The 23,851-nt window shown below is 52.9% G+C and carries 30 protein-coding genes and 3 pseudogenes; 2 read left to right on the top strand and 31 right to left on the bottom strand.

Features of this window, described 5'->3' with window-relative positions; all coding sequences use genetic code 11:
• Positions 1-144 precede the first annotated feature (144 nt).
• The 30 genes and pseudogenes from rpsK to rpsL form a co-directional block, all read right to left on the bottom strand.
• Complete coding sequence (gene rpsK / locus CAter10_RS01605; RefSeq protein ID WP_014004417.1) at positions 145-549, bottom strand: 30S ribosomal protein S11; 405 nt, start codon at positions 547-549, stop codon at positions 145-147.
• A 63-nt stretch (positions 550-612) separates the two neighbouring features.
• Positions 613-977 (bottom strand): annotated as a pseudogene (gene rpsM, locus CAter10_RS01600) (30S ribosomal protein S13).
• 27 nt (positions 978-1,004) lie between these two features.
• A complete protein-coding gene (gene rpmJ, locus CAter10_RS21725) occupies positions 1,005-1,118 on the bottom strand; it encodes a 50S ribosomal protein L36 (RefSeq protein WP_014004415.1) in 114 nt (37 codons plus the stop codon).
• Positions 1,119-1,152: 34 nt separating this feature from the next.
• Positions 1,153-1,371, bottom strand: a complete 219-nt coding sequence (gene infA, locus CAter10_RS01595; RefSeq protein ID WP_014004414.1) for a translation initiation factor IF-1 — start codon at positions 1,369-1,371, stop codon at positions 1,153-1,155.
• Between the two features lie 35 nt (positions 1,372-1,406).
• Positions 1,407-2,736, bottom strand: a pseudogene (gene secY, locus CAter10_RS01590) (preprotein translocase subunit SecY).
• Positions 2,737-2,770: 34 nt separating this feature from the next.
• Entirely contained in the window at positions 2,771-3,202 is a 432-nt protein-coding gene (rplO, locus tag CAter10_RS01585) for a 50S ribosomal protein L15 (protein WP_061532022.1), read from the bottom strand.
• 26 nt (positions 3,203-3,228) lie between these two features.
• Positions 3,229-3,408: a 50S ribosomal protein L30 gene (gene rpmD, locus CAter10_RS01580; protein ID WP_061535113.1), complete on the bottom strand. Its 180-nt coding sequence runs from the start codon at positions 3,406-3,408 to the stop codon at positions 3,229-3,231.
• 10 nt (positions 3,409-3,418) lie between these two features.
• Positions 3,419-3,937 carry a 30S ribosomal protein S5 gene (gene rpsE, locus CAter10_RS01575; protein WP_014004410.1) on the bottom strand — a complete coding sequence of 173 codons (519 nt, stop codon included), beginning with the start codon at positions 3,935-3,937 and terminating at the stop codon, positions 3,419-3,421.
• A gap of 12 nt (positions 3,938-3,949) precedes the next feature.
• Positions 3,950-4,312 carry a 50S ribosomal protein L18 gene (gene rplR, locus CAter10_RS01570; RefSeq protein WP_061532021.1) on the bottom strand — a complete coding sequence of 121 codons (363 nt, stop codon included), beginning with the start codon at positions 4,310-4,312 and terminating at the stop codon, positions 3,950-3,952.
• A 12-nt stretch (positions 4,313-4,324) separates the two neighbouring features.
• Complete coding sequence (gene rplF, locus CAter10_RS01565) at positions 4,325-4,858, bottom strand: 50S ribosomal protein L6 (RefSeq protein ID WP_061532020.1); 534 nt, start codon at positions 4,856-4,858, stop codon at positions 4,325-4,327.
• Positions 4,859-4,868: 10 nt separating this feature from the next.
• Complete coding sequence (gene rpsH / locus CAter10_RS01560; RefSeq protein WP_061532019.1) at positions 4,869-5,264, bottom strand: 30S ribosomal protein S8; 396 nt, start codon at positions 5,262-5,264, stop codon at positions 4,869-4,871.
• A 14-nt stretch (positions 5,265-5,278) separates the two neighbouring features.
• Entirely contained in the window at positions 5,279-5,584 is a 306-nt protein-coding gene (rpsN, locus tag CAter10_RS01555; RefSeq protein ID WP_014004406.1) for a 30S ribosomal protein S14, read from the bottom strand.
• A 7-nt stretch (positions 5,585-5,591) separates the two neighbouring features.
• On the bottom strand, positions 5,592-6,131 hold the full coding sequence (rplE, locus tag CAter10_RS01550; RefSeq protein ID WP_061532018.1) for a 50S ribosomal protein L5: 540 nt from the start codon (positions 6,129-6,131) through the stop codon (positions 5,592-5,594).
• Between the two features lie 6 nt (positions 6,132-6,137).
• Positions 6,138-6,452 carry a 50S ribosomal protein L24 gene (rplX, locus tag CAter10_RS01545; protein ID WP_061532017.1) on the bottom strand — a complete coding sequence of 105 codons (315 nt, stop codon included), beginning with the start codon at positions 6,450-6,452 and terminating at the stop codon, positions 6,138-6,140.
• 9 nt (positions 6,453-6,461) lie between these two features.
• A complete protein-coding gene (gene rplN / locus CAter10_RS01540; RefSeq protein WP_014004403.1) occupies positions 6,462-6,830 on the bottom strand; it encodes a 50S ribosomal protein L14 in 369 nt (122 codons plus the stop codon).
• Between the two features lie 216 nt (positions 6,831-7,046).
• A complete protein-coding gene (rpsQ, locus tag CAter10_RS01535) occupies positions 7,047-7,319 on the bottom strand; it encodes a 30S ribosomal protein S17 (RefSeq protein WP_014004402.1) in 273 nt (90 codons plus the stop codon).
• Positions 7,319-7,510 (bottom strand): 50S ribosomal protein L29, encoded by a 192-nt coding sequence (gene rpmC, locus CAter10_RS01530; RefSeq protein WP_014004401.1) that lies wholly within the window; start codon positions 7,508-7,510, stop codon positions 7,319-7,321. Before rpmC ends, rpsQ begins: the two co-directional genes overlap by 1 nt.
• A gap of 12 nt (positions 7,511-7,522) precedes the next feature.
• On the bottom strand, positions 7,523-7,942 hold the full coding sequence (rplP, locus tag CAter10_RS01525) for a 50S ribosomal protein L16 (protein ID WP_061532016.1): 420 nt from the start codon (positions 7,940-7,942) through the stop codon (positions 7,523-7,525).
• A gap of 2 nt (positions 7,943-7,944) precedes the next feature.
• Positions 7,945-8,781: a 30S ribosomal protein S3 gene (gene rpsC / locus CAter10_RS01520; protein ID WP_061532015.1), complete on the bottom strand. Its 837-nt coding sequence runs from the start codon at positions 8,779-8,781 to the stop codon at positions 7,945-7,947.
• Positions 8,782-8,790: 9 nt separating this feature from the next.
• Positions 8,791-9,123 carry a 50S ribosomal protein L22 gene (rplV, locus tag CAter10_RS01515; RefSeq protein WP_172656933.1) on the bottom strand — a complete coding sequence of 111 codons (333 nt, stop codon included), beginning with the start codon at positions 9,121-9,123 and terminating at the stop codon, positions 8,791-8,793.
• A gap of 6 nt (positions 9,124-9,129) precedes the next feature.
• A complete protein-coding gene (gene rpsS, locus CAter10_RS01510; RefSeq protein WP_014004397.1) occupies positions 9,130-9,405 on the bottom strand; it encodes a 30S ribosomal protein S19 in 276 nt (91 codons plus the stop codon).
• A 10-nt stretch (positions 9,406-9,415) separates the two neighbouring features.
• The gene (gene rplB / locus CAter10_RS01505; protein WP_038484661.1) at positions 9,416-10,243 is read right to left on the bottom strand and encodes a 50S ribosomal protein L2; all 828 of its coding nucleotides are present in this window, start codon (positions 10,241-10,243) and stop codon (positions 9,416-9,418) included.
• Positions 10,243-10,557: a 50S ribosomal protein L23 gene (gene rplW / locus CAter10_RS01500; protein WP_061532014.1), complete on the bottom strand. Its 315-nt coding sequence runs from the start codon at positions 10,555-10,557 to the stop codon at positions 10,243-10,245. Before rplW ends, rplB begins: the two co-directional genes overlap by 1 nt.
• Positions 10,554-11,174, bottom strand: coding sequence for a 50S ribosomal protein L4 (gene rplD, locus CAter10_RS01495; protein ID WP_061532013.1), 621 nt, complete (start codon positions 11,172-11,174; stop codon positions 10,554-10,556). The genes rplW and rplD overlap by 4 nt, the downstream gene beginning before the upstream one ends.
• A gap of 3 nt (positions 11,175-11,177) precedes the next feature.
• The gene (gene rplC, locus CAter10_RS01490; RefSeq protein ID WP_061532012.1) at positions 11,178-11,834 is read right to left on the bottom strand and encodes a 50S ribosomal protein L3; all 657 of its coding nucleotides are present in this window, start codon (positions 11,832-11,834) and stop codon (positions 11,178-11,180) included.
• Positions 11,835-12,134: 300 nt separating this feature from the next.
• A complete protein-coding gene (rpsJ, locus tag CAter10_RS01485) occupies positions 12,135-12,452 on the bottom strand; it encodes a 30S ribosomal protein S10 (RefSeq protein ID WP_038484649.1) in 318 nt (105 codons plus the stop codon).
• Between the two features lie 103 nt (positions 12,453-12,555).
• Positions 12,556-13,752, bottom strand: coding sequence for an elongation factor Tu (gene tuf / locus CAter10_RS01480; RefSeq protein WP_061532011.1), 1,197 nt, complete (start codon positions 13,750-13,752; stop codon positions 12,556-12,558).
• Between the two features lie 94 nt (positions 13,753-13,846).
• A complete protein-coding gene (gene fusA, locus CAter10_RS01475; protein WP_061532010.1) occupies positions 13,847-15,952 on the bottom strand; it encodes an elongation factor G in 2,106 nt (701 codons plus the stop codon).
• 125 nt (positions 15,953-16,077) lie between these two features.
• The gene (gene rpsG / locus CAter10_RS01470) at positions 16,078-16,548 is read right to left on the bottom strand and encodes a 30S ribosomal protein S7 (RefSeq protein ID WP_061532009.1); all 471 of its coding nucleotides are present in this window, start codon (positions 16,546-16,548) and stop codon (positions 16,078-16,080) included.
• A 139-nt stretch (positions 16,549-16,687) separates the two neighbouring features.
• Complete coding sequence (gene rpsL, locus CAter10_RS01465) at positions 16,688-17,071, bottom strand: 30S ribosomal protein S12 (protein WP_014004389.1); 384 nt, start codon at positions 17,069-17,071, stop codon at positions 16,688-16,690.
• A 414-nt stretch (positions 17,072-17,485) separates the two neighbouring features.
• Between rpsL and CAter10_RS23275 the strand changes: the two genes are divergently transcribed.
• Entirely contained in the window at positions 17,486-18,430 is a 945-nt protein-coding gene (locus CAter10_RS23275) for a hypothetical protein (protein WP_236905468.1), read from the top strand.
• Entirely contained in the window at positions 18,367-19,284 is a 918-nt protein-coding gene (locus tag CAter10_RS23270; RefSeq protein WP_236905467.1) for a phosphoethanolamine transferase, read from the top strand. The genes CAter10_RS23275 and CAter10_RS23270 overlap by 64 nt, the downstream gene beginning before the upstream one ends.
• 196 nt (positions 19,285-19,480) lie before the next feature.
• Here the strand turns inward: CAter10_RS23270 and rpoC are convergent.
• A pseudogene (gene rpoC / locus CAter10_RS01455) lies at positions 19,481-23,718 on the bottom strand (DNA-directed RNA polymerase subunit beta').
• Positions 23,719-23,851 lie beyond the last annotated feature (133 nt).

The following is a 23,851-nucleotide window of genomic DNA, read 5'->3' as shown; positions in this document are numbered from 1 at the left end:
CTGCCTTTTGCGGTCGATAACCGACCTGGCGCTAGTCTGACTTACCTTCAATCAGACAGTGGGCTTAAGAACAAAACCCGCCAAGATCATTGGCGGGCTACTTGCATACGCTATTGCAGGGCAATAGCGAAAATCTGTACAGATTTAGATACGACGACGCTTTGGAGGGCGGCAACCGTTATGCGGTACTGGAGTAACGTCTTGAATCTGGGTGATCTTGATACCCAGGTTGTTCAACGCGCGAACAGCGGATTCACGACCAGGACCTGGGCCCTTGATACGCACTTCCAAGTTCTTTACGCCACATTCCACAGCCACTTTACCAGCGGCTTCGGCTGCAACCTGCGCTGCAAATGGAGTCGACTTGCGGGAGCCTTTAAAGCCAGCGCCACCAGATGTCGCCCACGACAACGCGTTACCTTGACGATCGGTAATCGTGATGATGGTGTTGTTGAAAGACGCGTGGATATGCGCGATACCTTCAGCAACGTTCTTTTTAACTTTTTTACGCACACGTGCTGCTGCGGCGTTATTTGGGGACTTTGCCATAATAATTTCCTTGAATCCGACTACCTAAGAACAATCAGTTGCCACGGAAGCGTGGCAGCTTAATTATTTCTTCAGCGATTGAGCGGCTTTGCGCGGGCCCTTGCGGGTACGAGCATTAGTACGAGTACGTTGACCACGGCAAGGCAAGCCTTTGCGATGACGCATACCACGGTAGCAACCCAGATCCATCAAACGCTTGATGTTCATCGACAGTTCACGACGCAGGTCACCTTCGACGACGAATTTTGCAATTTCGTCGCGCAGCTTTTCCAGCTCGTTATCGTCGAGATCTTTGATCTTCTTCGTAGTCAAAATACCCGTGCTCTCGCAAATTTCCTTTGCGCGTGGGCGGCCAACACCGTAGATGGCTGTCAAGCCGATAACGGTGTGCTGATGGTTGGGATGTTTACCCCTGCAATACGTGCCATTCGTTATTCCTCGATCAATAACGTTAATTAACCTTGGCGCTGTTTATGGCGCGGTTCTGTACAAATGACGCGGACAACGCCTTTGCGCTTAATGATCTTACAGTTGCGGCAGATCCGCTTGACTGATGCGAGCACTTTCATTTTTGCCCTCTTTCGTTCTAGGTTCTAATTGCTGTTACTTGGTACGGAACACAATCCGTGCCCGGCTTAAATCATAAGGTGTCAATTCTACCGTCACCTTATCTCCTGGGAGTATGCGGATATAGTTCATACGCATCTTGCCAGAAATATGACCGAGGACGATATGTCCGTTTTCCAACTTGACTCTAAATGTTGCATTGGGGAGATTCTCAAGAATCTCGCCTTGCATCTGGATAACGTCGTCTTTTGCCATTCGGTCTACTGGTTCCTCTGGTCGTTCATTTCAACTTAACGCGTCGAAACGCCGCCCTTGAAATTTGCTTTACGAAGCAGCGAATCATATTGCTGCGACATCACGTAATTCTGTACTTGCGCCATGAAATCCATGGTGACTACAACGATAATCAACAGCGATGTACCACCAAAGTAAAACGGCACCTTCCAGCGAGCGATCAAGAATTCCGGAACCAGGCAGACTACAGTGATATAGACCGCGCCGACCAGAGTCAAACGCATCAGGATCTTGTCGATATAACGTGCAGTTTGTTCACCTGGACGAATCCCCGGTACAAACGCGCCGCTCTTCTTCAGGTTGTCAGCAGTTTCCTTGCTGTTAAACACCAACGCTGTGTAGAAGAAACAGAAGAACACAATTGCAATCGCATACAGCAGTGCATGAATCGGCTCGCCTGGCGCTAATGAAGCCGCCATATCCTTGAGGAAATTCACTACCGGATTGGTGGAATCACCGGAAGTAAACCAACTCGTGATTGTCGCAGGAAACAAGATGATCGAGGAAGCGAAGATTGGAGGAATTACACCAGCCATATTCAGCTTCAGCGGCAAATGACTGCTTTGACCGCCATAAATCTTGTTACCCACCTGGCGCTTGGCATAATTCACCAGAATCTTGCGCTGACCACGTTCGATAAACACCACCAGGTAGGTTACCGCCGCAGCAATCACGCAAATCAGGATTGCCGAAGGAGCACTCATCGAACCAGTACTGACTTGTCCGAACAAACCACCGATAGCATTTGGCAAACCAGCTGCAATACCTGCAAAGATGATGATCGAGATGCCATTACCGAGACCACGCTCTGTAATTTGCTCGCCCAACCACATCAAAAACATCGTTCCGGTCACCAGCGTAACAACTGTCGTGAAACGGAAAGCCAAGCCGGCATCCAACACCAGGCCAGGTTGTGATTCCAGTGCAACAGCGATACCCAGAGCCTGAAAGGTAGCCAACAACAGCGTACCGTAACGGGTGTACTGAGTAATCTTGCGACGACCGGATTCGCCTTCCTTCTTCAACGCTTCCAGCTGAGGCGACACAATCGACATCAACTGCATCACGATCGAAGCCGAAATATACGGCATGATCCCAGCGCAAACACGGTAAAGCGTGACAACGCGCCACCGGAGAACATATTGAACATACCCAGAATACCGCCCTGGTGCTGCTTGAACAATTGCGCCAATTGCGATGGGTCAATTCCAGGTACCGGAATATGCGCACCAATACGATATACAACCAATGCAGCAAGCAAGAACCACAGACGGCCCAAGGGAAGCCGCTCGCAGCACTCTTTGCAAGTTGGGGAGAAGTCGCCACTTATTGCTCCATTGCTACGAGTTAGAACGACAAATCAAGCAACCGATCCGCCAGCTGCTTCAATCGCAGCTTTTGCACCTTTGGTAGCGATCAAGCCCTTGAGCGTTACTTTTTTAGTGACTTCGCCCGACAGGATCACGCGTACAACACGTGCCAGCTCACCGATCACGCCAGCTTGCTTCAGAACCAGGATATCCACTTCAGTTACCGGCAGGTTTTCCAGGTCCGACAAACGCACTTCAGCCTTGTACGGCGTTGCCATCGACTTGAAGCCGCGCTTTGGCAAACGACGTTGCAAAGGCATCTGACCGCCTTCGAAGCCGACTTTGTGGAAACCGCCCGAACGCGATTTTTGACCCTTGTGACCGCGGCCAGATGTCTTACCCAGGCCCGAGCCGATACCACGACCAACGCGACGCTTGTAGTGCTTGGCGCCATCTGCAGGTTGAATAGTATTCAATTCCATAATTTGCTCCGTTCGCAAGCGTTAGCTTACGAAACCACTTTCACAAGATATGACACTTTATTGATCATGCCGCGCACTGCTGGCGTGTCTTGCAATTCGGAAACCGAATTGACCCGACGCAGACCCAAGCCGCGAACTGTCGCGCGATGAGTTTCGCGCGTGCCGATCAAACCCTTGACCAATTGTACTTTTACAGTCTTTGTCATGTTGATCACCTTAGCCCAGAATTTCTTCAACGGACTTGCCGCGCTTGGCAGCAATTTCCGATGGAGTGTTCATTTTTGACAAGCCGTTCAACGTAGCACGAACCATGTTGTACGGATTGGTCGAACCAGTGGATTTCGCCACAACGTTCGTCACACCCAGTACTTCAAAAATTGCGCGCATTGGGCCGCCTGCAATAACACCAGTACCGTCTTTAGCTGGCAGCATCAAAACCGATGACGCGCCGTGCTTGCCGGAGATAGCATGTTGCAGAGTACCGTTCTTGAGCGTTACCTTGATCATCTTGCGACGGGCTTCTTCCATAGCCTTCTGCACAGCAACTGGCACTTCTTTCGATTTGCCCTTGCCCATGCCGATACGGCCATCGCCATCACCAACAACAGCCAATGCTGCGAAACCCATGATACGACCACCCTTGACCACTTTGGTCACACGGTTGACCGCGATCATTTTTTCGCGCATGCCATCATCCGGCTTATCGCTTTGCATTTTCGATTGCATTTTTGCCATGACGATTCTTCCTTAGAACTTCAGACCAGCTTCACGGGCGGCATCTGCCAGCACCTTGACGCGGCCGTGGTAACGGAAACCGGAGCGATCAAACGCAACTTCGGTAACTCCTGCTTTCAGTGCCTTCTCGGCAACGCGCTTGCCAACCAAAGATGCAGCTGCTGTATTGCCGCCTGCACCGGACTTGCCGGCCAGTTCCGCACGTACTTCAGCTTCCACTGTGGAGGCCGAAGCCAGCACTTTAGCGTCAGGGCCGATGATGCTAGCGTAAATGTGCAAGTTGGTACGATGCACTGCCAGGCGGTTCACCTTTAACTCTGCGATCTTGGCACGCGTTTGGCGTGAACGGCGCAGACGTGATTGTTTCTTATCCATCGTCAACCCCTATTACTTCTTCTTGGTTTCTTTAAGGATTACCACTTCGTCCGAGTAACGAACGCCCTTGCCCTTATAAGGCTCAGGTTCGCGGTAAGCACGAACTTCTGCAGCAACCTGACCAACACGTTGCTTGTCGATACCCTTGATCAGGATTTCGGTTTGCGTCGGTGTTGCCACGGTAACGCCTTCTGGCATTTGGTGTACAACAGGATGCGAGAAACCGAGCGACAGATTCAACTTGTCACCTTGTGCTTGAGCACGAAAACCAACGCCAACCAGGTTCAACTTCTTTTCAAAGCCCTTGGTTACGCCATTGACCATGTTGTTGACCAGAGCACGCAGGGTGCCTGACATCGCATTAGCTTCACGGCTGTCATCAGCGGCGCTGAAATTCAGCGTACCGTTGTTGTTTTCGATTTTCACCAGACCATTCAAAGCCTGGGAAAGCGAGCCCAATGGGCCCTTAACTGTGATCTGCGCTGCTGTAATGGTCGCTTCCGCGCCAGTTGGCAGTGCAATCGGCATTTTACCTACACGAGACATATTGCACTCCTTAGGCGACGTAGCAAATAACTTCGCCACCGACACCGGTTGCGCGCGCTTTGCGGTCCGTCATGACACCAGCAGGTGTCGAAATAATTGCCACACCCAAGCCGTTCATCACGTTAGGAATGTCATCTTTGCCCTTATAGATACGCAGCCCTGGACGGGATACGCGATCAAGGCGCTCGATAACAGGACGGCCGGCGTAATACTTCAAACCGATTTTGAGTTCCGCTTTGCCGCCTTCTTCAGTGACAGCGAAATCTTCAATGTAACCCTCGTCCTTGAGGACGTTGGCAATCGCAATCTTGACCTTCGACGATGGCATTGCCACGGTTGTCTTGTGAACTACTTGCGCATTGCGGATACGGGTCAGCATATCGGCGATAGGATCGCTCATACTCATTGCATATTCTCCTATTACCAGCTTGCTTTAGTCATACCCGGAATTTCGCCACGCATGGCGATTTCACGGAGCTTAATACGGCCCAGACCGAACTTGCGGAAAGTGCCACGTGGACGACCAGTCAGGGAGCAACGATTACGTTGACGGGTCGGAGCCGAGTTACGTGGCAGCGCTTGCAGTTTCAAGCGAGCTTCGTAGCGCTCTTCTTCCGACTTCGATTGGTCATCAATGATTGCCTTTAACTCGGCACGCTTGCCGGCGTATTTCTTTACCAGGTCAGCGCGCTTTTGTTCACGGTTAATCAGTGCCAGTTTTGCCATGGCAACCTCAGTTTCTGAACGGAAATTTAAATGCGGCGAGAAGCGATTTTGCTTCTTCGTCGGTCTTAGCAGTTGTCGTGATGCTGATATTCATACCACGCAACGCGTCAATCTTGTCGTACTCAATTTCGGGGAAAATGATCTGCTCTTTCACACCGATGTTGTAGTTACCACGGCCGTCAAATGCACGACCGGACACACCACGGAAGTCACGAACGCGCGGCAGCGCGACAGTGATCAGGCGATCCAGAAACTCATACATGTGAGCGCCACGCAGTGTAACCATGCAACCAATCGGGTAGCCTTCACGGATCTTGAAACCCGCAATAGCCTTACGCGCCTTGGTCACAACTGGCTTCTGACCTGCAATCTTGGTCAGATCGCCAACAGCGTGCTCGATGATTTTCTTGTCCGCAATCGCTTCCGACAGACCCATGTTCAGGGTGATCTTCAGGATGCGCGGCACTTCCATTACTGACTTGTAAGCGTATTTCGCTGTCAAATCGGTAACGACCTTTTCTTTATAGAATTCTTGGAGACGGGCCATGATCTCTTAAACCTTAACAACTTCGCCACTGGACTTGAAAACGCGGACTTTCTTGCCGTCCACATCTTTAAAGCCAACGCGATCTGCCTTGCCAGTTGCAGCGTTGAACAACGCAACATTTGACACGTGAATTGGCATCAACTTGTCAATGATGCCACCAGTTACACCAGTCATCGGGTTCGGCTTAGTCGCTTTTTTAGCAACATTGACACCCTCAACGATGACGTGCTCGGCATCAACGCGTTGCTTAACAACACCGCGCTTGCCCTTATCTTTACCAGTCAGGACGATTACTTCGTCGCTTTTCCGAATCTTATCCATCTCGACTCCTTACAGCACTTCAGGCGCGAGCGACACAATCTTCATGAAGCGCTCTGTGCGCAACTCACGAGTGACTGGTCCAAAAATACGCGTACCAATTGGCTCAAGCTTCGCGTTCAGCAGCACCGCTGCATTACCATCGAACTTGACCAACGAACCATCTTGACGGCGAACACCTTTAGCGGTCCGCACGACAACGGCGTTATATATCTCGCCTTTTTTGACGCGACCACGTGGCGCTGCCACTTTGACGGTAACCTTGATCACATCACCAATGCTGGCATAGCGACGCTTGGAACCACCCAGAACTTTGATACACATCACTTCGCGTGCACCAGTGTTGTCGGCTACTTCGAGCCGGCTTTCCGTTTGAATCATAATATTTTCTTTCCCAACTTAACTCGCTGCCGCACGATGCGGATTTACGGTCAGTCTTGGTCCTGTCAGAACAACTCTGCTGAGCGCACTGCTTAGGTGGACGACTTCCAAAACTTCTTGCTAGATACTGCAGGGTGTTTATTTCGCTCTCATTGGAAGCCAACAGGAGCGAAGCCAAGCATTATTACATCAAAATGCTTGGCTCGCAACAATTACTTACAGGACTTGTGCCACTTGTACCACACGTGTCACGCTCCAAGCTTTAGTCTTGGAGATTGGACGTCCTTCTTGGATCTCGACAACGTCGCCTTCCTTGGCCTGGTTGGTTTCGTCATGTGCATGGTACTTGTTAGTACGCACAATGATTTTGCCATACAGAGGATGCTTGACGTGGCGTTCGATCAGGACGGTAACAGTCTTGTCCATTTTATCGGACACAACTTTACCAACCAGCGTGCGCTTGAGCGCTTGTTTCACTTGATCGTTCATTACAGGGCGCCCTTCGAATTGATGACGGTCTTGACCCGTGCTATATCGCGACGAACTTTCTTCAATTGCGACGTATTGCTCAATTGCTGAGTAGCGATTTGCATACGAAGGCTGAATTGCGCCTTCAACAACTCGTTCAGCTCTTTCGTCAAGGCCGCTTGATCTTTGTCGCGGAGTTCAGATGCTTTCATGTTTCACTCCAATTATTGGCCGACTTGACGCACGACGAACGTGGTCAAGAGTGGCAGTTTAGCTGCAGCCAAACGGAATGCCTCACGCGCCAGAGCTTCGTCGACGCCATCCATCTCGTACAGCATTTTACCTGGCTGGATTTCAGCCACGTAGTACTCGGGGTTACCCTTACCGTTACCCATACGGACTTCAGCAGGCTTTTGCGAAATTGGCTTATCCGGGAAAATACGAATCCAGATACGACCACCCCGCTTGATATGACGGGTCATTGCGCGACGAGCTGCTTCGATCTGACGCGCGGTGATACGACCGCGGCCAACCGCTTTCAAGCCAAATTCGCCAAACGACACGGCGGTACCGCGCGAATGCGAAATGCCTTTGTTGCGGCCTTTTTGCTCTTTACGATATTTTCTGCGTGCTGGTTGCAGCATGATTATTCTCCTGCTTTCTCAGCCGGTGCAGCAGCACCTTCAGCAGCGCCATCCGGCTTCTTGGCACGGGCCGGACGCGCAGCTGGCGCACCTGGACCTGCCGTTGTAGTTTTAGCACGTGGACGACCAGCTGGCTTGCCATCGTCACGACGTGGACCACGGCGCTTCTTGTCGTCGTCGTTAGGTACGTCGATTACCGGCGCTTCGCCGTTAGCCAAACGATCACCCTTGTAGACCCAGACCTTGATGCCGATGATACCGTACGTGGTTTCAGCTTCGCCGAAACCGTAGTCGATGTCAGCACGCAGTGTGTGAAGTGGCACACGACCTTCGCGGTACCATTCGGTACGTGCGATTTCGATACCATTCAGACGGCCGGACGACATGATCTTGATCCCTTGCGCGCCCAGACGCATTGCGTTCTGCATCGCACGTTTCATCGCGCGGCGGAACATAATACGTTTTTCGAGCTGTTGCGCGATCGAGTCAGCGATCAGTTGTGCGTCGATTTCAGGTTTACGAATTTCTTCGATATTAACGTGAACCGGCACACCCATCAGCTTGGTCAACGACGACTTCAGAACTTCGATGTCTTCGCCTTTTTTACCAATAACAACACCAGGACGCGAGCTGTAAATCGTGATACGTGCGTTCTTTGCAGGACGCTCGATAACAACGCGGCCGACCGATGCGTTCTTCAGTTTTTTCTTGAGAAAAGCACGAACTTTCAGATCTTCGCTAAGCATTTGGGCAAAATTGCTATTGCCTGCATACCAGCGGGATCCCCAGTTACGTGTAACCGCAAGGCGAAAACCGGTTGGATGAATCTTCTGTCCCATCGTGACTCCTTAGTTTCCGACAGTCACGTAAATGTGACAGGATTGCTTCGAGATACGATCGCCACGGCCTTTTGCACGCGCTGTGAAGCGCTTGAGGACCGAACCTTTTTCCACGTAAATCGTCGTGACCTTCAGCTCGTCGATGTCAGCACCGTCATTGTGTTCGGCATTCGCAATTGCGGATTCCAGAACACGCTTGATGATAGCTGCACCTTTCTTTGGGCTGAAAGTCAGGATGTTAAGCGCGTGATCAATTTTTTTGCCGCGAATCAGGTCGGCGACCAGACGGCCCTTTTGGGCCGACAGGCGCACGCCGCGGAGGGTAGCTTTAGTTTCCATCATCGGACCTTATTTCTTAGCCTTCTTATCAGCAGCATGACCCTTGAACGTACGGGTCAGCGCGAATTCGCCGAGCTTGTGACCAACCATGTTCTCGGACACATATACCGGGACGTGTTGCTTGCCGTTATGCACAGCAATCGTCAGACCGATAAAATCCGGCATGATGGTCGAGCGACGGGACCAAGTCTTGATTGGCTTTTTGTCTTTAACTGCTTGCGCGGTTTCGACTTTTTTCACCAGGTGGGCGTCGCAGAACGGCCCTTTTTTCAATGAACGTGTCATGTTTTATCCCTTATTTCTTGCCGCGGCGCGAGACGATCATGGAAGTAGTACGCTTGTTGCTGCGTGTCTTCTTACCCTTAGTCTGTTGACCCCATGGCGAAACTGGATGACGACCAGCTGCGGTCTTGCCTTCACCACCACCGTGAGGATGGTCAACCGGGTTCATGACCACACCGCGAACGGTAGGACGAACACCACGCCAACGCATCGCACCCGCTTTACCGATCTTGCGCAGGCTGTGTTCGGCATTGCCGACTTCACCTACGGTAGCGCGGCATTCGATGTGCACGCGGCGAACTTCACCGGAGCGCAAACGAATTTGAGCGTAAGTACCTTCACGAGCCATCAACACAACGCCGGCGCCGGCGGTACGGGCCATTTGGGCACCCTTACCTGGCAGCATTTCGACGCAATGCAGAATCGTACCAACCGGAATGTTGCGGATTGGCAGGCAGTTACCGGATTTGATCGGCGCTTCCGAGCCGCTCATTACCTGGTCACCTACAGCCATGCCCTTAGTGGCGATGATGTAGTGACGTTCGCCGTCGGCGTAGCACAACAGAGCGATATTCGCTGTGCGGTTTGGATCGTATTCGATACGTTCCACTTTCGCTGGAATACCATCTTTGGTGCGCTTGAAGTCGATCAGACGGTAATGTTGCTTATGACCACCGCCGATGTGACGAGTAGTGATATGACCGTTGTTGTTACGACCAGCTGTTTTCGACTTCTTCTCAACCAGGGCAGCAAATGGACGGCCTTTGTACAGGTCGGGATTAACGACCTTGACCATGCCACGGCGGCCCGGCGAGGTTGGTTTAACTTTAACGAGTGCCATTATTTAGCCTCCTCGGTGAAGTTGATCTCTTGACCCGGCTTCAAGCATACGAATGCGCGGCGGGTATGGTTGCGGCGACCCATGGTCTTGCCGCTACGCTTTTGCTTACCCTGGCGATTGGCAACTTGCACCGATTCAACCTGAACTTTGAAGAGCAGCTCGACAGCAGCCTTGACTTCCAGCTTGGTAGCGTCTGGTGCGATACGGAAAACGACTTGCTCGTTCTTCTCCGCAACCAACGTTGCCTTTTCGGAAATCACCGGTGCCAGCAACACTTTCATCAAGCGTTCTTCGCTATGTTTAATTGCGTTCATGCCAGCATCTCCTCAATCTTCGCCAAAGCCTGCTTGGTGATCAGGATCTTCTTGTAGAACACAAGCGATACTGGATCAGCGTGACGTGGCTCACATACCAGGAAACCTGGCAAGTTACGCGACGCCAACAACAGGTTTTCTTCCAGATTGTCGGTAATCACCAACACGGAATCCAGACCCATGGTCTTCAGCTTTTGTGACAGCAACTTGGTCTTTGGTGCTTCGACCGAGAAATTCTCGACGACAGACAAACGACCTTCGCGTGCCAACTGCGACAGAATCGAGCAGAGGCCTGCGCGATACATCTTCTTGTTTACTTTGTGCGAGAAGTTCTCATCTGGCGAGTTCGGGAAAATCCGACCGCCGCCGCGCCACAGAGGCGAGGACGACATACCAGCACGAGCGCGGCCAGTACCCTTTTGGCGCCATGGCTTTTTAGTCGTGTGATGAACTTCTTCACGGTCTTTTTGCTTACGGTTACCGCTGCGAGCGTTAGCCTGGTAAGCAACTACGACCTGGTGAATCAGGGCTTCGTTGTAATCGCGACCGAAAATGGTATCCGGCGCAGCAACGTTCGAAGCAGCTTGACCTTGGTCATTCAGGAGCTTGAGTTCCATGAATTAGGCTCCCTTCTTAGCTTTGATTTTGATCGCAGGGCTGACCACAACTTGGCCGTTCTTCGCACCTGGAACCGCGCCCTTGACCAGCAACAGCTGACGCTCAGCGTCAACACGTGCAATTTCGAGGTTTTGCGTGGTTACAGTAACGTCACCCATGTGACCGGTCATGCGCTTACCAGGAAAAACACGACCTGGGTCCTGCGCCATACCGATGGAACCTGGAACATTATGCGAACGGGAGTTACCGTGGGTAGCACGACCGGACGAGAAGTTGTGACGCTTGATGGTACCAGCGTAACCCTTACCGATCGACACACCTTGAACGTCAACCTTTTGACCGACTTCGAACAGGCTAGCAGCGATAACTTCGCCGGCCTTCAGCTCGGAAGCCTTGGTTGAATCAATGCGGAATTCTCTGAGGATGGTACCAGCCTCGACGCCAGCTTTGGCGTAGTGACCAGCGGCAGCTTTAGTCACGCGTGAAGCGCGACGCGAACCGAATGCAACTTGAACAGCGGTATAACCGTCTGTTTCAGGCGTTTTGATTTGGGTCACGCGGTTGTTCGACACGTCCAACACGGTTACTGGGATCGAATCCCCATCTTCCGTGAAGATGCGCATCATACCAACCTTGCGACCAACAAGGCCTAAGCTCATTGTTTTTCTCCATTCCCGCCTACGATTGGGCGGGGCTGATGTTTGTACAACTAAAATAAGCACGATTGCAAAGACGAAATCCGCCGGCAATCGCACCGAAGCCGATCAGTATAACCGCGTAAATTTTTATTTGCAAGACCATCTTTGTCGTGGTATGTCAAACATTCAGCGGTTAGGACTGTTTTACAACACCTATAAAGACTTGGGGACAGAGTCAATCGCCATGTTTAGATGGCTCTTAAACCCTGTCCCGCATCGATATTTCTTATGTGTTGCTTATTGCAAATTATTGCAAATTTATTACTGCAGCTTGATTTCCACGTCCACGCCGGCTGGCAGATCCAGCTTCATCAACGCATCGACAGTCTTGTCGGTTGGGTCAACGATGTCCATCAGGCGTTGGTGCGTACGGATTTCGAACTGATCGCGCGAGGTCTTGTTGACGTGCGGCGAACGCAATACGTCAAAACGCTGAATACGTGTTGGCAGTGGTACTGGGCCCTTGACAACGGCGCCGGTGCGCTTGGCTGTATCAACGATTTCCTGAGCCGATTGATCGATCAGTTTGTAGTCGAACGCCTTCAGGCGGATGCGGATTTTTTGGTTCGGAGCTGACATGATTTTCCTTAAAAGAACGAACCGTGGATGACAGCCACCCACGGTATATTATTACATTGACAAACCGCCGAAACGGCTTGCCTATTGCACTACAACCTTGCTATTACGCGTCAGGCAGGATCTTAGCAACAACACCTGCACCAACAGTACGGCCACCTTCGCGGATCGCGAAACGCAGACCTTCTTCCATCGCGATCGGGTTGATCAACATTACAGTGATCGACACGTTATCGCCCGGCATAACCATTTCCTTATCCTTCGGCAACTCGATCGAACCAGTCACGTCCGTTGTACGGAAGTAGAACTGTGGACGATAGTTGTTGAAGAACGGAGTATGACGGCCGCCTTCGTCTTTCGACAGAACATAGATCTCGCCTGTGAAATGCTTGTGTGGCTTGATCGAACCTGGCTTGGCCAACACTTGGCCGCGCTCTACGTCTTCACGCTTGGTACCGCGCAACAGAACGCCAACGTTGTCGCCGGCTTGACCTTGATCCAGCAGCTTGCGGAACATTTCAACGCCAGTACATGTTGTATCTTGCGTATCACGGATACCAACGATTTGCAGGGCTTCGCCAACCTTGACGATACCGCGCTCAACACGACCGGTCACAACAGTACCGCGACCCGAGATCGAGAACACGTCTTCCACTGGCAACAGGAATGCGCCGTCAACAGCACGCTCTGGTGTTGGGATGTAAGTGTCCAGTGCTTCAGCCAGAGCCATGATTGCTTGCTCGCCCAATGGGCCAGTGTCGCCTTCCAGAGCCAACTTCGCCGAACCCTTGATGATTGGCAGGTCGTCGCCTGGGAATTCGTACTTGGTCAACAGCTCGCGCACTTCCATTTCGACCAACTCGAGCAACTCTTCGTCGTCGACCATGTCAGCCTTGTTCAGGAACACGATGATGTATGGCACGCCAACTTGACGCGACAACAGGATGTGCTCACGAGTCTGTGGCATTGGGCCGTCAGCTGCGGAGCAAACCAGGATCGCGCCGTCCATCTGTGCAGCACCAGTGATCATGTTTTTAACATAGTCAGCGTGGCCTGGGCAGTCAACGTGAGCGTAGTGGCGGTTTGCAGTTTCGTATTCAACGTGTGCCGTGTTGATCGTGATGCCGCGCGCTTTTTCTTCTGGCGCTGCGTCAATCTGATCATACGCCTTGGCTTCGCCGCCAAACTTCTTCGACAATACTGTCGCGATCGCTGCTGTCAGCGTGGTCTTGCCGTGGTCGACGTGGCCGATAGTGCCGACGTTGACGTGCGGCTTGGTCCGCTCGAATTTACCTTTTGCCATTTTATTCTTCCTTCAAAAAGAACGATGTCGTTAAACAATGAGTGAAACATTTCAGCCCTTGCCCGCTCGTGGCGGACAAGGGCAACTTGCCTGATTACTTGGCTTTGGACGTTACGATTGCATCGATAACGTTCTTCGGTGCTTCAGCGTAGTGCTTGAATTCCATCGAGTAAGTTGCACGGCCTTGAGTAGCCGAACGCAACGAAGTCGAGTAACCAAACATTTCCGACAGAGGCACTTCGGCCTTGATGATCTTGCCGCCACCGCCGGCGATTTCATCCATACCTTGAACCATACCGCGACGCGACGACAGATCGCCCATCACAGTACCAGCGTAATCTTCCGGAGTTTCGACTTCAACAGCCATCATTGGCTCCAGAATAACCGGGCTGGCTTTACGGCAGCCGTCCTTGAACGCCATCGAAGCGGCCATGCGGAACGCATTTTCGTTCGAGTCAACGTCATGGTACGAACCGAAGAACAGGGTTACCTTGACGTCTACCACTGGGTAGCCGGCCAGGACACCGGTGTTCAATGTTTCACGGACACCCTTTTCAACTGCAGGGATGTATTCGCGTGGAACGGTACCGCCCTTGATCGCGTCAACGAATTCAAAGCCCTTGCCTGGTTCTTGCGGTTCGATCTTCAGAACCACGTGACCGTATTGACCACGACCACCCGATTGCTTGACGAACTTGCCTTCGATTTCTTCGCAAGTCTTGCGGATGGTTTCGCGGTACGCAACTTGTGGCTTACCAACGGTCGCTTCAACGTTGAATTCACGCTTCATACGATCGACGATAATGTCCAGATGCAACTCGCCCATACCGGCGATGATGGTCTGGCCCGATTCTTCGTCAGTGCGGACACGGAACGAAGGATCTTCTTGTGCCAGGCGATTCAGCGCCAAGCCCATTTTTTCCTGGTCAGCCTTAGTCTTAGGCTCGACTGCCTGCGAAATCACCGGCTCTGGGAACACCATGCGTTCCAGAATGATGAATGCATTGGTATCGCACAATGTATCGCCGGTAGTTGTGTCCTTCATACCGATCAGTGCAGCGATGTCGCCGGCCAGAATTTCCTTGATTTCTTCGCGCTGGTTGGCGTGCATCTGCACGATACGACCGATACGCTCTTTCTTGCCCTTGATCGAATTCAACACGGTGTCGCCCGAGTTCAAAGTACCCGAGTAGCAACGCATGAAGCAGATCTGACCAACGAACGGGTCGGTTGCGATCTTGAACGCCAGGCCGGAGAACTTTTCAGTGTCTTCTGCTTTACGCGAGATCGGCGCATCATCTTCGTCCAGGCCAGGTACCGGCGGCACGTCCAGCGGCGAAGGCAGGTAGTCGACCACGCCGTCCAGCATGGCTTGCACACCTTTGTTCTTGAACGCGGTACCGCACATCATCGGCACGATTTCGCTGGCCAGAGTACGTTGACGGATCGCAGCCTTGATTTCCGCTTCGGTCAGGTCACCTTCTTCCAGGTACTTGTTCATCAGCTCTTCCGATGCTTCAGCAGCGGCTTCAACCATGTTTTCACGCCACTTGGCGGCATCCGCAGCCAGGTCAGCAGGAATGTCACGGTAGTCGAAAGTCATACCCTGAGTATCGTCGTGCCAGTAGATCGCCTTCATCTTGACCAGGTCGATCACGCCTTCGAACTTGTCTTCAGCGCCGATAGGTACTTGCATTGGAACAGGGTTAGCCTTCAGGCGAGCGCGCATCTGCTCGAAAACCTTGAAGAAGTTCGCGCCGGTACGGTCCATCTTGTTGACGAACGCCAGACGTGGAACCTTGTACTTGTTAGCTTGACGCCACACAGTTTCCGACTGTGGCTGCACGCCGCCGACTGCACAGTAAACCATGCAAGCGCCGTCCAGAACACGCATCGAGCGCTCAACTTCAATCGTGAAGTCAACGTGGCCCGGTGTGTCGATGATGTTGATGTGGTGCGGCTGGAAGTTACCCGCCATACCCTTCCAGAAACAGGTGGTCGCAGCGGAAGTGATCGTGATACCACGCTCTTGTTCCTGCTCCATCCAGTCCATGGTGGCCGCGCCATCATGCACTTCACCGATTTTGTGATTCACACCGGTATAAAACAGAACGCGTTCTGTAGTCGTGGTTTTACCTGCATCGATGTGAGCGGAGATACCGATATTGCGATAGCGCTCAATGGGGGTCTTGCGAGCCATGATTTATTCCTAAGTCTTTTAATGCACGAAACCGAGCGCCATTTTTGATAAAAATATGCGCTCGGCTCGAACAAATTTCAGATGCGGACAGACGTCTCGATTCAGGGAGGCGGCTGTCCAGTCTATTAGAAGCGGAAGTGCGAGAACGCCTTGTTCGCTTCTGCCATACGGTGAACTTCGTCACGCTTTTTCATTGCGCCGCCGCGGCCTTCTGCGGCTTCCATCAATTCGCCGCCCAGACGTTGTGGCATCGATTTTTCGCTGCGCTTGTTAGCTGCTTCACGCAACCAACGCATCGACAAAGCCATACGACGGACAGGACGAACTTCAACTGGCACCTGGTAGTTTGCACCACCAACGCGACGCGACTTAACTTCAACCAAAGGTTTTGCGTTGCTGATAGCAAGGGCAAACACTTCCAGCGGATCTTTGCCGGATTTGGCTTGAATGTGCTCGAAGGCACCGTAAATGATGTTTTCAGCGACCGATTTCTTACCGGACAACATCAGGACGTTGACGAACTTCGCAACATCAACATTACCGAATTTTGGATCCGGCAGAATCTCCCGCTTGGGAACTTCACGACGACGTGGCATTTCGATTCCTTTCAATCTTCAGTTGAGCACGCAGACCTTTTGTTTCTGCACACTCGCGGACAGCCATCATAGCCACCCACTTACTCGGCCCATTCGGGACCGACACTAGTTTCGCTTGGCTTACGCCGCCCGAAAATGATTATTTCTTTGCAGCCTTAGCACGCTTTGCACCGTACTTCGAACGCGCTTGCTTACGATCCTTGACGCCTTGGGTATCCAGTGCACCGCGAACCATGTGGTAACGCACACCTGGCAAGTCTTTCACACGGCCGCCGCGCAACAGCACGACACTATGTTCTTGCAGGTTATGGCCTTCACCGCCGATGTACGAAATGACTTCGAAACCGTTGGTCAGGCGAACTTTGGCAACTTTACGCAGAGCCGAGTTTGGCTTCTTTGGAGTTGTCGTATAAACGCGGGTGCAAACGCCGCGTTTTTGCGGGCTGTTTTCCAGCGCTGGTGATTTGCTCTTTACGACCGCAGAAACGCGCGGCTGGCGAATCAATTGATTGATGGTTGGCATCGTTATATATCCAACAAAATTACGACGTTAATAACAACAATCCCGAAATCGGTTGTCCGGGATTGGACAGATACTTGCGCTAGGAACCGCACAATTTGCGCACCGTTCGCGCAGATCGACATTCAGCAGTAGAGAGGAAACGCGCTATAGAAAGCGGAAGCAGACCAAAGAACGCTCAGCCCAATAGAGCCTACAATCGAGAACCCGCGAGTATATCCCTATGATGCCGGCCAGTCAACCGCAGTCTTGGATGCATAACCGTAAACGCAACACCGGAGGAAGGCATGAATAATCTGACAATACCCATTGTCCGTGAATAATTTTCAAGACGGCAACGCTTTGGTTTATCTGCCAGATGTCTGCTACCGTCATGCGGCTTTGCGAGATAATGAGGCTTGATTATTCTTCTTAACCATGATGCCAGCCCTGTTTCGCCGCAATAATCTGTTCGTACTGGTCACCTATCTGGCGTTGTCCCTGGTCCCATTCGTACCACTGCTGTTCGGACAGTCGATCGAGCATCCGCTACGCATCATCCTGATGGAAGCGGCGATCTGGCTGGTTATCTGGTCGATCTTCAAGCGGCCGGCCTGGTTTCACTGGTTGTTGATACCTGCATTCATTGCACTGCCAACCGAGATCTACCTGCGCAAGTTTTACAACCAGGGCATTTCCACGCACCATCTAGGCATCATCGCCGAGACCAGCCCAAGGGAAACCATGGAGTTTCTTGGCGACAAGGTTTGGTGGCTGGCTGCAATCCTCGCCCTCGTCGTGCTGTGGTGGGCGCTCAGTTGGCTGGCCGCGAGCCGCACTCGCGATCTGGACCTGGAGGGTCCCTCGCGCTGGCTTGGCTGGTTAGTGCTCACTGCAGGTCTATGTGTTTGGCTGTATGGCCAAGAGATTGGTATTCAAGCCGTTTCAACGAATGTTGCAAGCGGCAGGACAGCTCCCCCTACTTCCGTCCCCGGCACATATCTAGGCAAACTTCCTGGCTGGGCGGCAATGCCATTCCAGACGGAACCACTCGGCCGTACCTGGCCGTTCGGGCTGGCCGTGCGCGGCTACGACTTCTGGAAAGAACGAGAATACCTGGATGATCTGGAGCACAAGAACAGCCAGTTTCATTTCGGTGCCCATCAGGCGACACATCAACATACACCGCAGATCGTGGTCATGGTGATCGGTGAATCTTCCCGCTACGATCGCTGGAGCTTGAACGGCTATCAGCGCGAAACCAACCCACTGCTCAAAAAGAGGCGAACCTGGTCAGTTTCTCTGATGTCATCACCTCTGTGTCAGCCACCCGCCTGTCCGTACCAGTTATGGTTTCGCGTAAGCCAGCAACCGAAAGCCTGAAAGCCGGCTTTGCTGAAAAATCCTTCATTACGGCTTATAAGGAAGCTGGCTTCAAGACCTACTGGATTTCCAACCAGATGTCCTACGGCAAGTTTGATACGCCGGTGTCTGTATTTGCCAATGAAGCCGATGTGGTCCAGTTCCTGAATCTGGGCGGATTTACCGATACTTCCAACCTCGATGCCATCCTGCTGCCGCAATTACAAAAGGCAATGCTGGATCCGGCAGAGAAGAAGCTGATTGTGCTACACACACTGGGTAATCACTGGAATTACAGCCATCGCTACCCGCAGGATTTTGACAGGTGGCAGCCGTCGCTATTCGGCATCGAAAGTCCCGCCTATACCAACCTGGCGATCAAGCCGGCGCTCAGCAACAGCTATGACAACTCTGTGCTGTATGCCGACTGGTTCCTGTCGCAGGTGATCGGCGCACTCAAGGAGTCGAAGCAATTGAGCGCCATGATGTATTTCTCCGACCACGGCCAGACGCTGTATGACGGCAGTTGCAAGATCGCATTCCATGGGCACAACACTCAGTTCGAATTCCATATTCCGGCACTGATGTGGTATTCGGATTTGTACAAGCAAGCCTATCCGGACAAGGTCGACCAGCTACAGCGGCACAAGCGCGCCCGCATGACCACCGAAAACGTGTTCCATTCGTTGCTGGACCTGTCCGATATCCGCTACCCTGACGAACGTCTGGAATGGAGCTTCCTGAGCAACAAGCTGCGTCTGCACAGGCGCTATGTCGACAGCTATGGCTGGAGCGATTACGACAACTCGACCTTCAAGGGCGACTGCCGCGAAGTTATCGACAATGGCAAGCCGTTGCGCCAGCAGCGTGATTAACGCATTCGGACCTGCTCCACACCATCCTCATGTTTTCGTGCGGGAAATGTCGAGCTGATCTAGATTGTCCGCTGAAAACAGCCACTTGCGTACATCGCTGGGGCTGAGCTGCAGCAGCACTTCCCTTTCAATGGACGAAAAAAAGGCAGCGGATAATTATCCACTGCCTTTTTTGCTGACTAATCCATTAAAAGGATTAAGCTTCGTCGCCTTGCTGCGCGTTCAATTCTTCAGCTGCACGTGCTTCTGCAGCTGCCAGGCGTGCTGCCTGTTCGGATTGCAACAGTGCTGTGCGCTCTTCCGCTTCCCAGCTGTCTTTTCCTTGCGTGCACGATGGAACGCGAGACCGGTACCGGCTGGGATCAGACGACCAACGATAACGTTTTCCTTCAGGCCGCGCAGCGTGTCTTTCTTGCCCATGATTGCAGCTTCGGTCAACACGCGGGTGGTTTCCTGGAACGATGCGGCCGAGATGAACGAATCGGTCGACAGCGATGCCTTGGTAATACCCAGCAATACGTTTTCGTAGGTTGCAGGAATCTTGCCCGCTGCAATCACGCGATCGTTTTCGTCCAGCAGTTCCGAACGCTCGACCTGCTCACCAGTGATGTAAGACGCATCGCCGGCATCAACGATCTGAACGCGACGCAACATCTGGCGTACGATCACTTCGATGTGCTTGTCGTTGATCTTCACGCCTTGCAAGCGGTACACGTCTTGAACTTCGTCGACGATGTAACGCGCCAGCGCTTCGATACCCAACAGACGCAGGATGTCTTGCGGATCGGCCGGGCCGTCGACAATCATTTCACCCTTGTTCACAACCTGGCCGTCATGCACCAGCACTTGCTTGTCCTTGGTAATCAGGAACTCGTGCTTGTTGCCGTCCATGTCTGTGATTTCCAGACGTTGCTTGCCCTTGGTTTCCTTACCGAACGCCACAGTACCTGTGACTTCAGCCAGCATACCTGCATCCTTCGGCGAACGCGCTTCGAACAGCTCGGCAACGCGTGGCAGACCCCCGGTAATATCGCGCGTCTTTTGCGATTCAGTCGGGATACGTGCCAACACTTCACCAACGTGCACTTGCTGACCGTCTTTCACGGTAATCAGCGCGCCCACCTGGAAGCCGATCGTCACTGCGTGTTCAGTACCGGCGATCTTGACTTCTTCGCCTTGTTCGTTCAGCAGCTTAACTTGCGGACGAACAGTCTTGGTGACCGAACCACGACGCTTCGCATCGATAACCACCAGAGTCGACAGACCGGTAACTTCATCGATCTGACGGGCAACGGTCGAACCTTCTTCGACGTTCTCGAAGCGGACGGTGCCGGTGTACTCGGTAATGATCGGACGGGTCAACGGATCCCATGTCGCCAATGCGGTACCGGCCTTGATGGTCAAGCCATCCTTGACGATCAGTGTCGCACCGTACGGTACTTTATGACGCTCGCGCTCACGGCCGTGGTCGTCGGTGATCAGGACTTCGCCGGAACGGGAAATCACGATCAGTTCGCCCTTGCCGTTAGTCACGTAACGCATGGTCGCTGTGAAGCGGACCGTACCGTTGGACTTGGCTTCAACACTGGATGCCACTGCCGAACGCGACGCCGCACCACCGATGTGGAACGTACGCATGGTCAGCTGGGTACCTGGCTCACCGATCGACTGCGCAGCAACCACACCGACTGCTTCACCGTTGTTGACCAGCGTGCCGCGGCCCAGGTCGCGACCGTAACATTGTGCGCACAGACCGTAGCGTGTGTCGCATGTCAGCGGTGTGCGGACCTTGACTTCATCGATGCCGAGGCGTTCGATTTCTTCGACTGCATCTTCGTCAAGCAGCGTGCCGGCTTCGTACAGTGTGCCCTGGGTTTCCGGATTGACGATATCGTTGGCAGCAACACGGCCGAGGATACGGTCGCGCAGCGCTTCAATAACTTCACCGCCTTCAACCATCGCCTTCATCGAGGCGCCGTTGGAGGTGCCGCAATCATCTTCGATCACGACCAAATCCTGGGTCACGTCAACCAGACGACGTGTCAGGTAACCCGAGTTCGCTGTCTTCAACGCGGTATCGGCCAGACCTTTACGTGCACCGTGGGTCGAAATGAAGTACTGCAAAACGTTCAGACCTTCGCGGAAGTTCGCGGTGATCGGCGTTTCGATAATCGAACCATCCGGTTTCGCCATCAGGCCACGCATACCGGCCAGCTGACGGATCTGTGCTGCGGAACCACGCGCACCGGAGTCGGCCATCATGTAAATCGCGTTGAACGATTCCTGAGTGCCCTTGGTGCCGTCGCGGCGGACCACGTCTTCCACCTTCAGTTGTTCCATCATGGCCTTGCCGACGTCGTCGCCGGCCTTGCCCCAGATATCCACAACCTTGTTGTAACGTTCGCCAGCAGTCACCAGACCGGACGAGTACTGCTGTTCGATCTGCTTCACTTCTTGTTCTGCAGTCGCAATGATGGTTGCCTTTTGTGGCGGTACCAGCATGTCGTCCACGCAGATCGAGATACCGGCACGGGTCGCCAAACGGAAACCGGACTGCATCAATTGGTCAGCGAACACAACCGTAGCGCGCAGGCCGCACTTACGGAATGCCGTGTTGATCAGCTTCGAGATTTCCTTCTTCTTCAACGCGCGGTTCAGCACGGTGAATGGCAAGCCCTTAGGCAGGATTTCCGACAGGATCGCACGGCCGACAGTCGTTTCGTAACGCTTGATTGTCTTGACGAATTCGCCGGTCGCCGGATCCTTCGGATACTCGGTGATACGGACGGTAACGCGGGTCGTCAGCTCGACTTCCTTGTTGTCGTAAGCACGGATGGCTTCCGACACGTCGGGGAACATCATGCCTTCGCCCTTGCCGTTGATTTGCTCACGGGTGGCGTAGTACAGACCCAACACGATATCCTGCGACGGCACGATCGACGGTTCGCCGTTCGATGGGAACAGGATGTTGTTGGAAGCCAGCATCAAGGTGCGTGCTTCCATCTGTGCTTCGATCGACAGTGGAACGTGGACCGCCATTTGGTCGCCGTCAAAGTCGGCGTTGAATGCGGCGCAGACCAGCGGGTGCAATTGGATTGCCTTGCCTTCGATCAGAACCGGCTCGAACGCCTGGATACCCAGACGGTGCAATGTCGGCGCACGGTTCAACATGACCGGATGTTCACGGATCACGTCTTCCAGGATGTCCCACACCACGGAAGTCTGGTTTTCAACTTCCTTCTTGGCTGCCTTGATCGTGCTGGCGATGCCCATCACTTCCAGCTTGTGGAAAATGAATGGTTTGAACAGTTCCAACGCCATCAGTTTCGGCAAGCCGCACTGATGCAGTTTCAGTTGTGGACCCACCACAATAACCGAACGGCCGGAATAGTCGACGCGCTTACCCAGCAAGTTCTGACGGAAACGGCCGCCCTTACCCTTGATCATTTCTGCCAGGGATTTCAGCGGACGCTTGTTGGCGCCTGTCATTGCCTTACCGCGACGGCCGTTGTCCAGCAACGAGTCAACCGCTTCTTGCAACATCCGCTTTTCGTTGCGGGTGATGATTTCCGGAGCGCGCAATTCCATCAGGCGCTTCAGACGGTTGTTACGGTTGATGACGCGGCGATACAGGTCGTTCAAATCGGAAGTAGCGAAACGGCCGCCATCCAACGGTACCAGCGGACGCAACTCAGGCGGCAGCACTGGCAACACTTCCATGATCATCCAGTCAGGCTTGATGCCCGAACGTTGGAACGCTTCCAGCACTTTCAGGCGCTTGGCGTATTTCTTGATCTTGGCTTCGGACTTCGACTCTTTCAATTCCTGACGCAAAGTTTCCGCATCGCGGTCGATATCGATCGCGCGCAGCAACTCACGGATGCCTTCGGCGCCCATGAATGCGGTGAAATCGTCGCCGTACTCTTCATACTTGGCGGCGTAATCGTCTTCCGACATGATCTGGCAACGCTTCAGCGGCGTCATGCCTGGATCGGTGATGACGTAGGCTTCAAAATACAATACGCGTTCGATATCCCGCAGCGTCATGTCGAGGACCATGCCCAGACGCGACGGCAGCGATTTCAGGAACCAGATATGCGCAGTTGGCGATGCCAGTTCAATGTGGCCCATGCGTTCGCGACGCACTTTGGCCAGGGTTACTTCAACGCCGCACTTTTCGCAGATGACACCGCGGTGCTTCAGGCGCTTGTACTTGCCGCACAGGCACTCGTAGTCTTTGATCGGGCCAAAAATCTTGGCGCAGAACAGACCGTCGCGCTCTGGCTTGAAGGTACGATAGTTGATGGTTTCCGGCTTTTTAACTTCGCCGTAAGACCACGAACGGATTTTTTCGGGCGACGCCAGACCAATTTTGATCGAGTCGAACTGTTCACTTTGCTGAACTTGCTTGAATAAATCGAGCAGTGCTTTCATGTATCACTCCAGTTGGCGTGAAGAAACTAAGATTCTTTACTATTGCTGCGTAGGGGAAATTGATCACCCCACATCCTTTGCATCGCTGCAGTCCGGTCTGACTCGATCTCACGTTCTAGTCAGTTGGGGACAG

It is taken from the genome of Collimonas arenae (genome assembly GCF_001584165.1).
GTDB lineage: Bacteria > Pseudomonadota > Gammaproteobacteria > Burkholderiales > Burkholderiaceae_D > Collimonas > Collimonas arenae.
The sequence above is the reverse complement of the archived record's forward strand: the minus strand, read 5'-3'. Positions and strand labels throughout refer to the sequence as shown.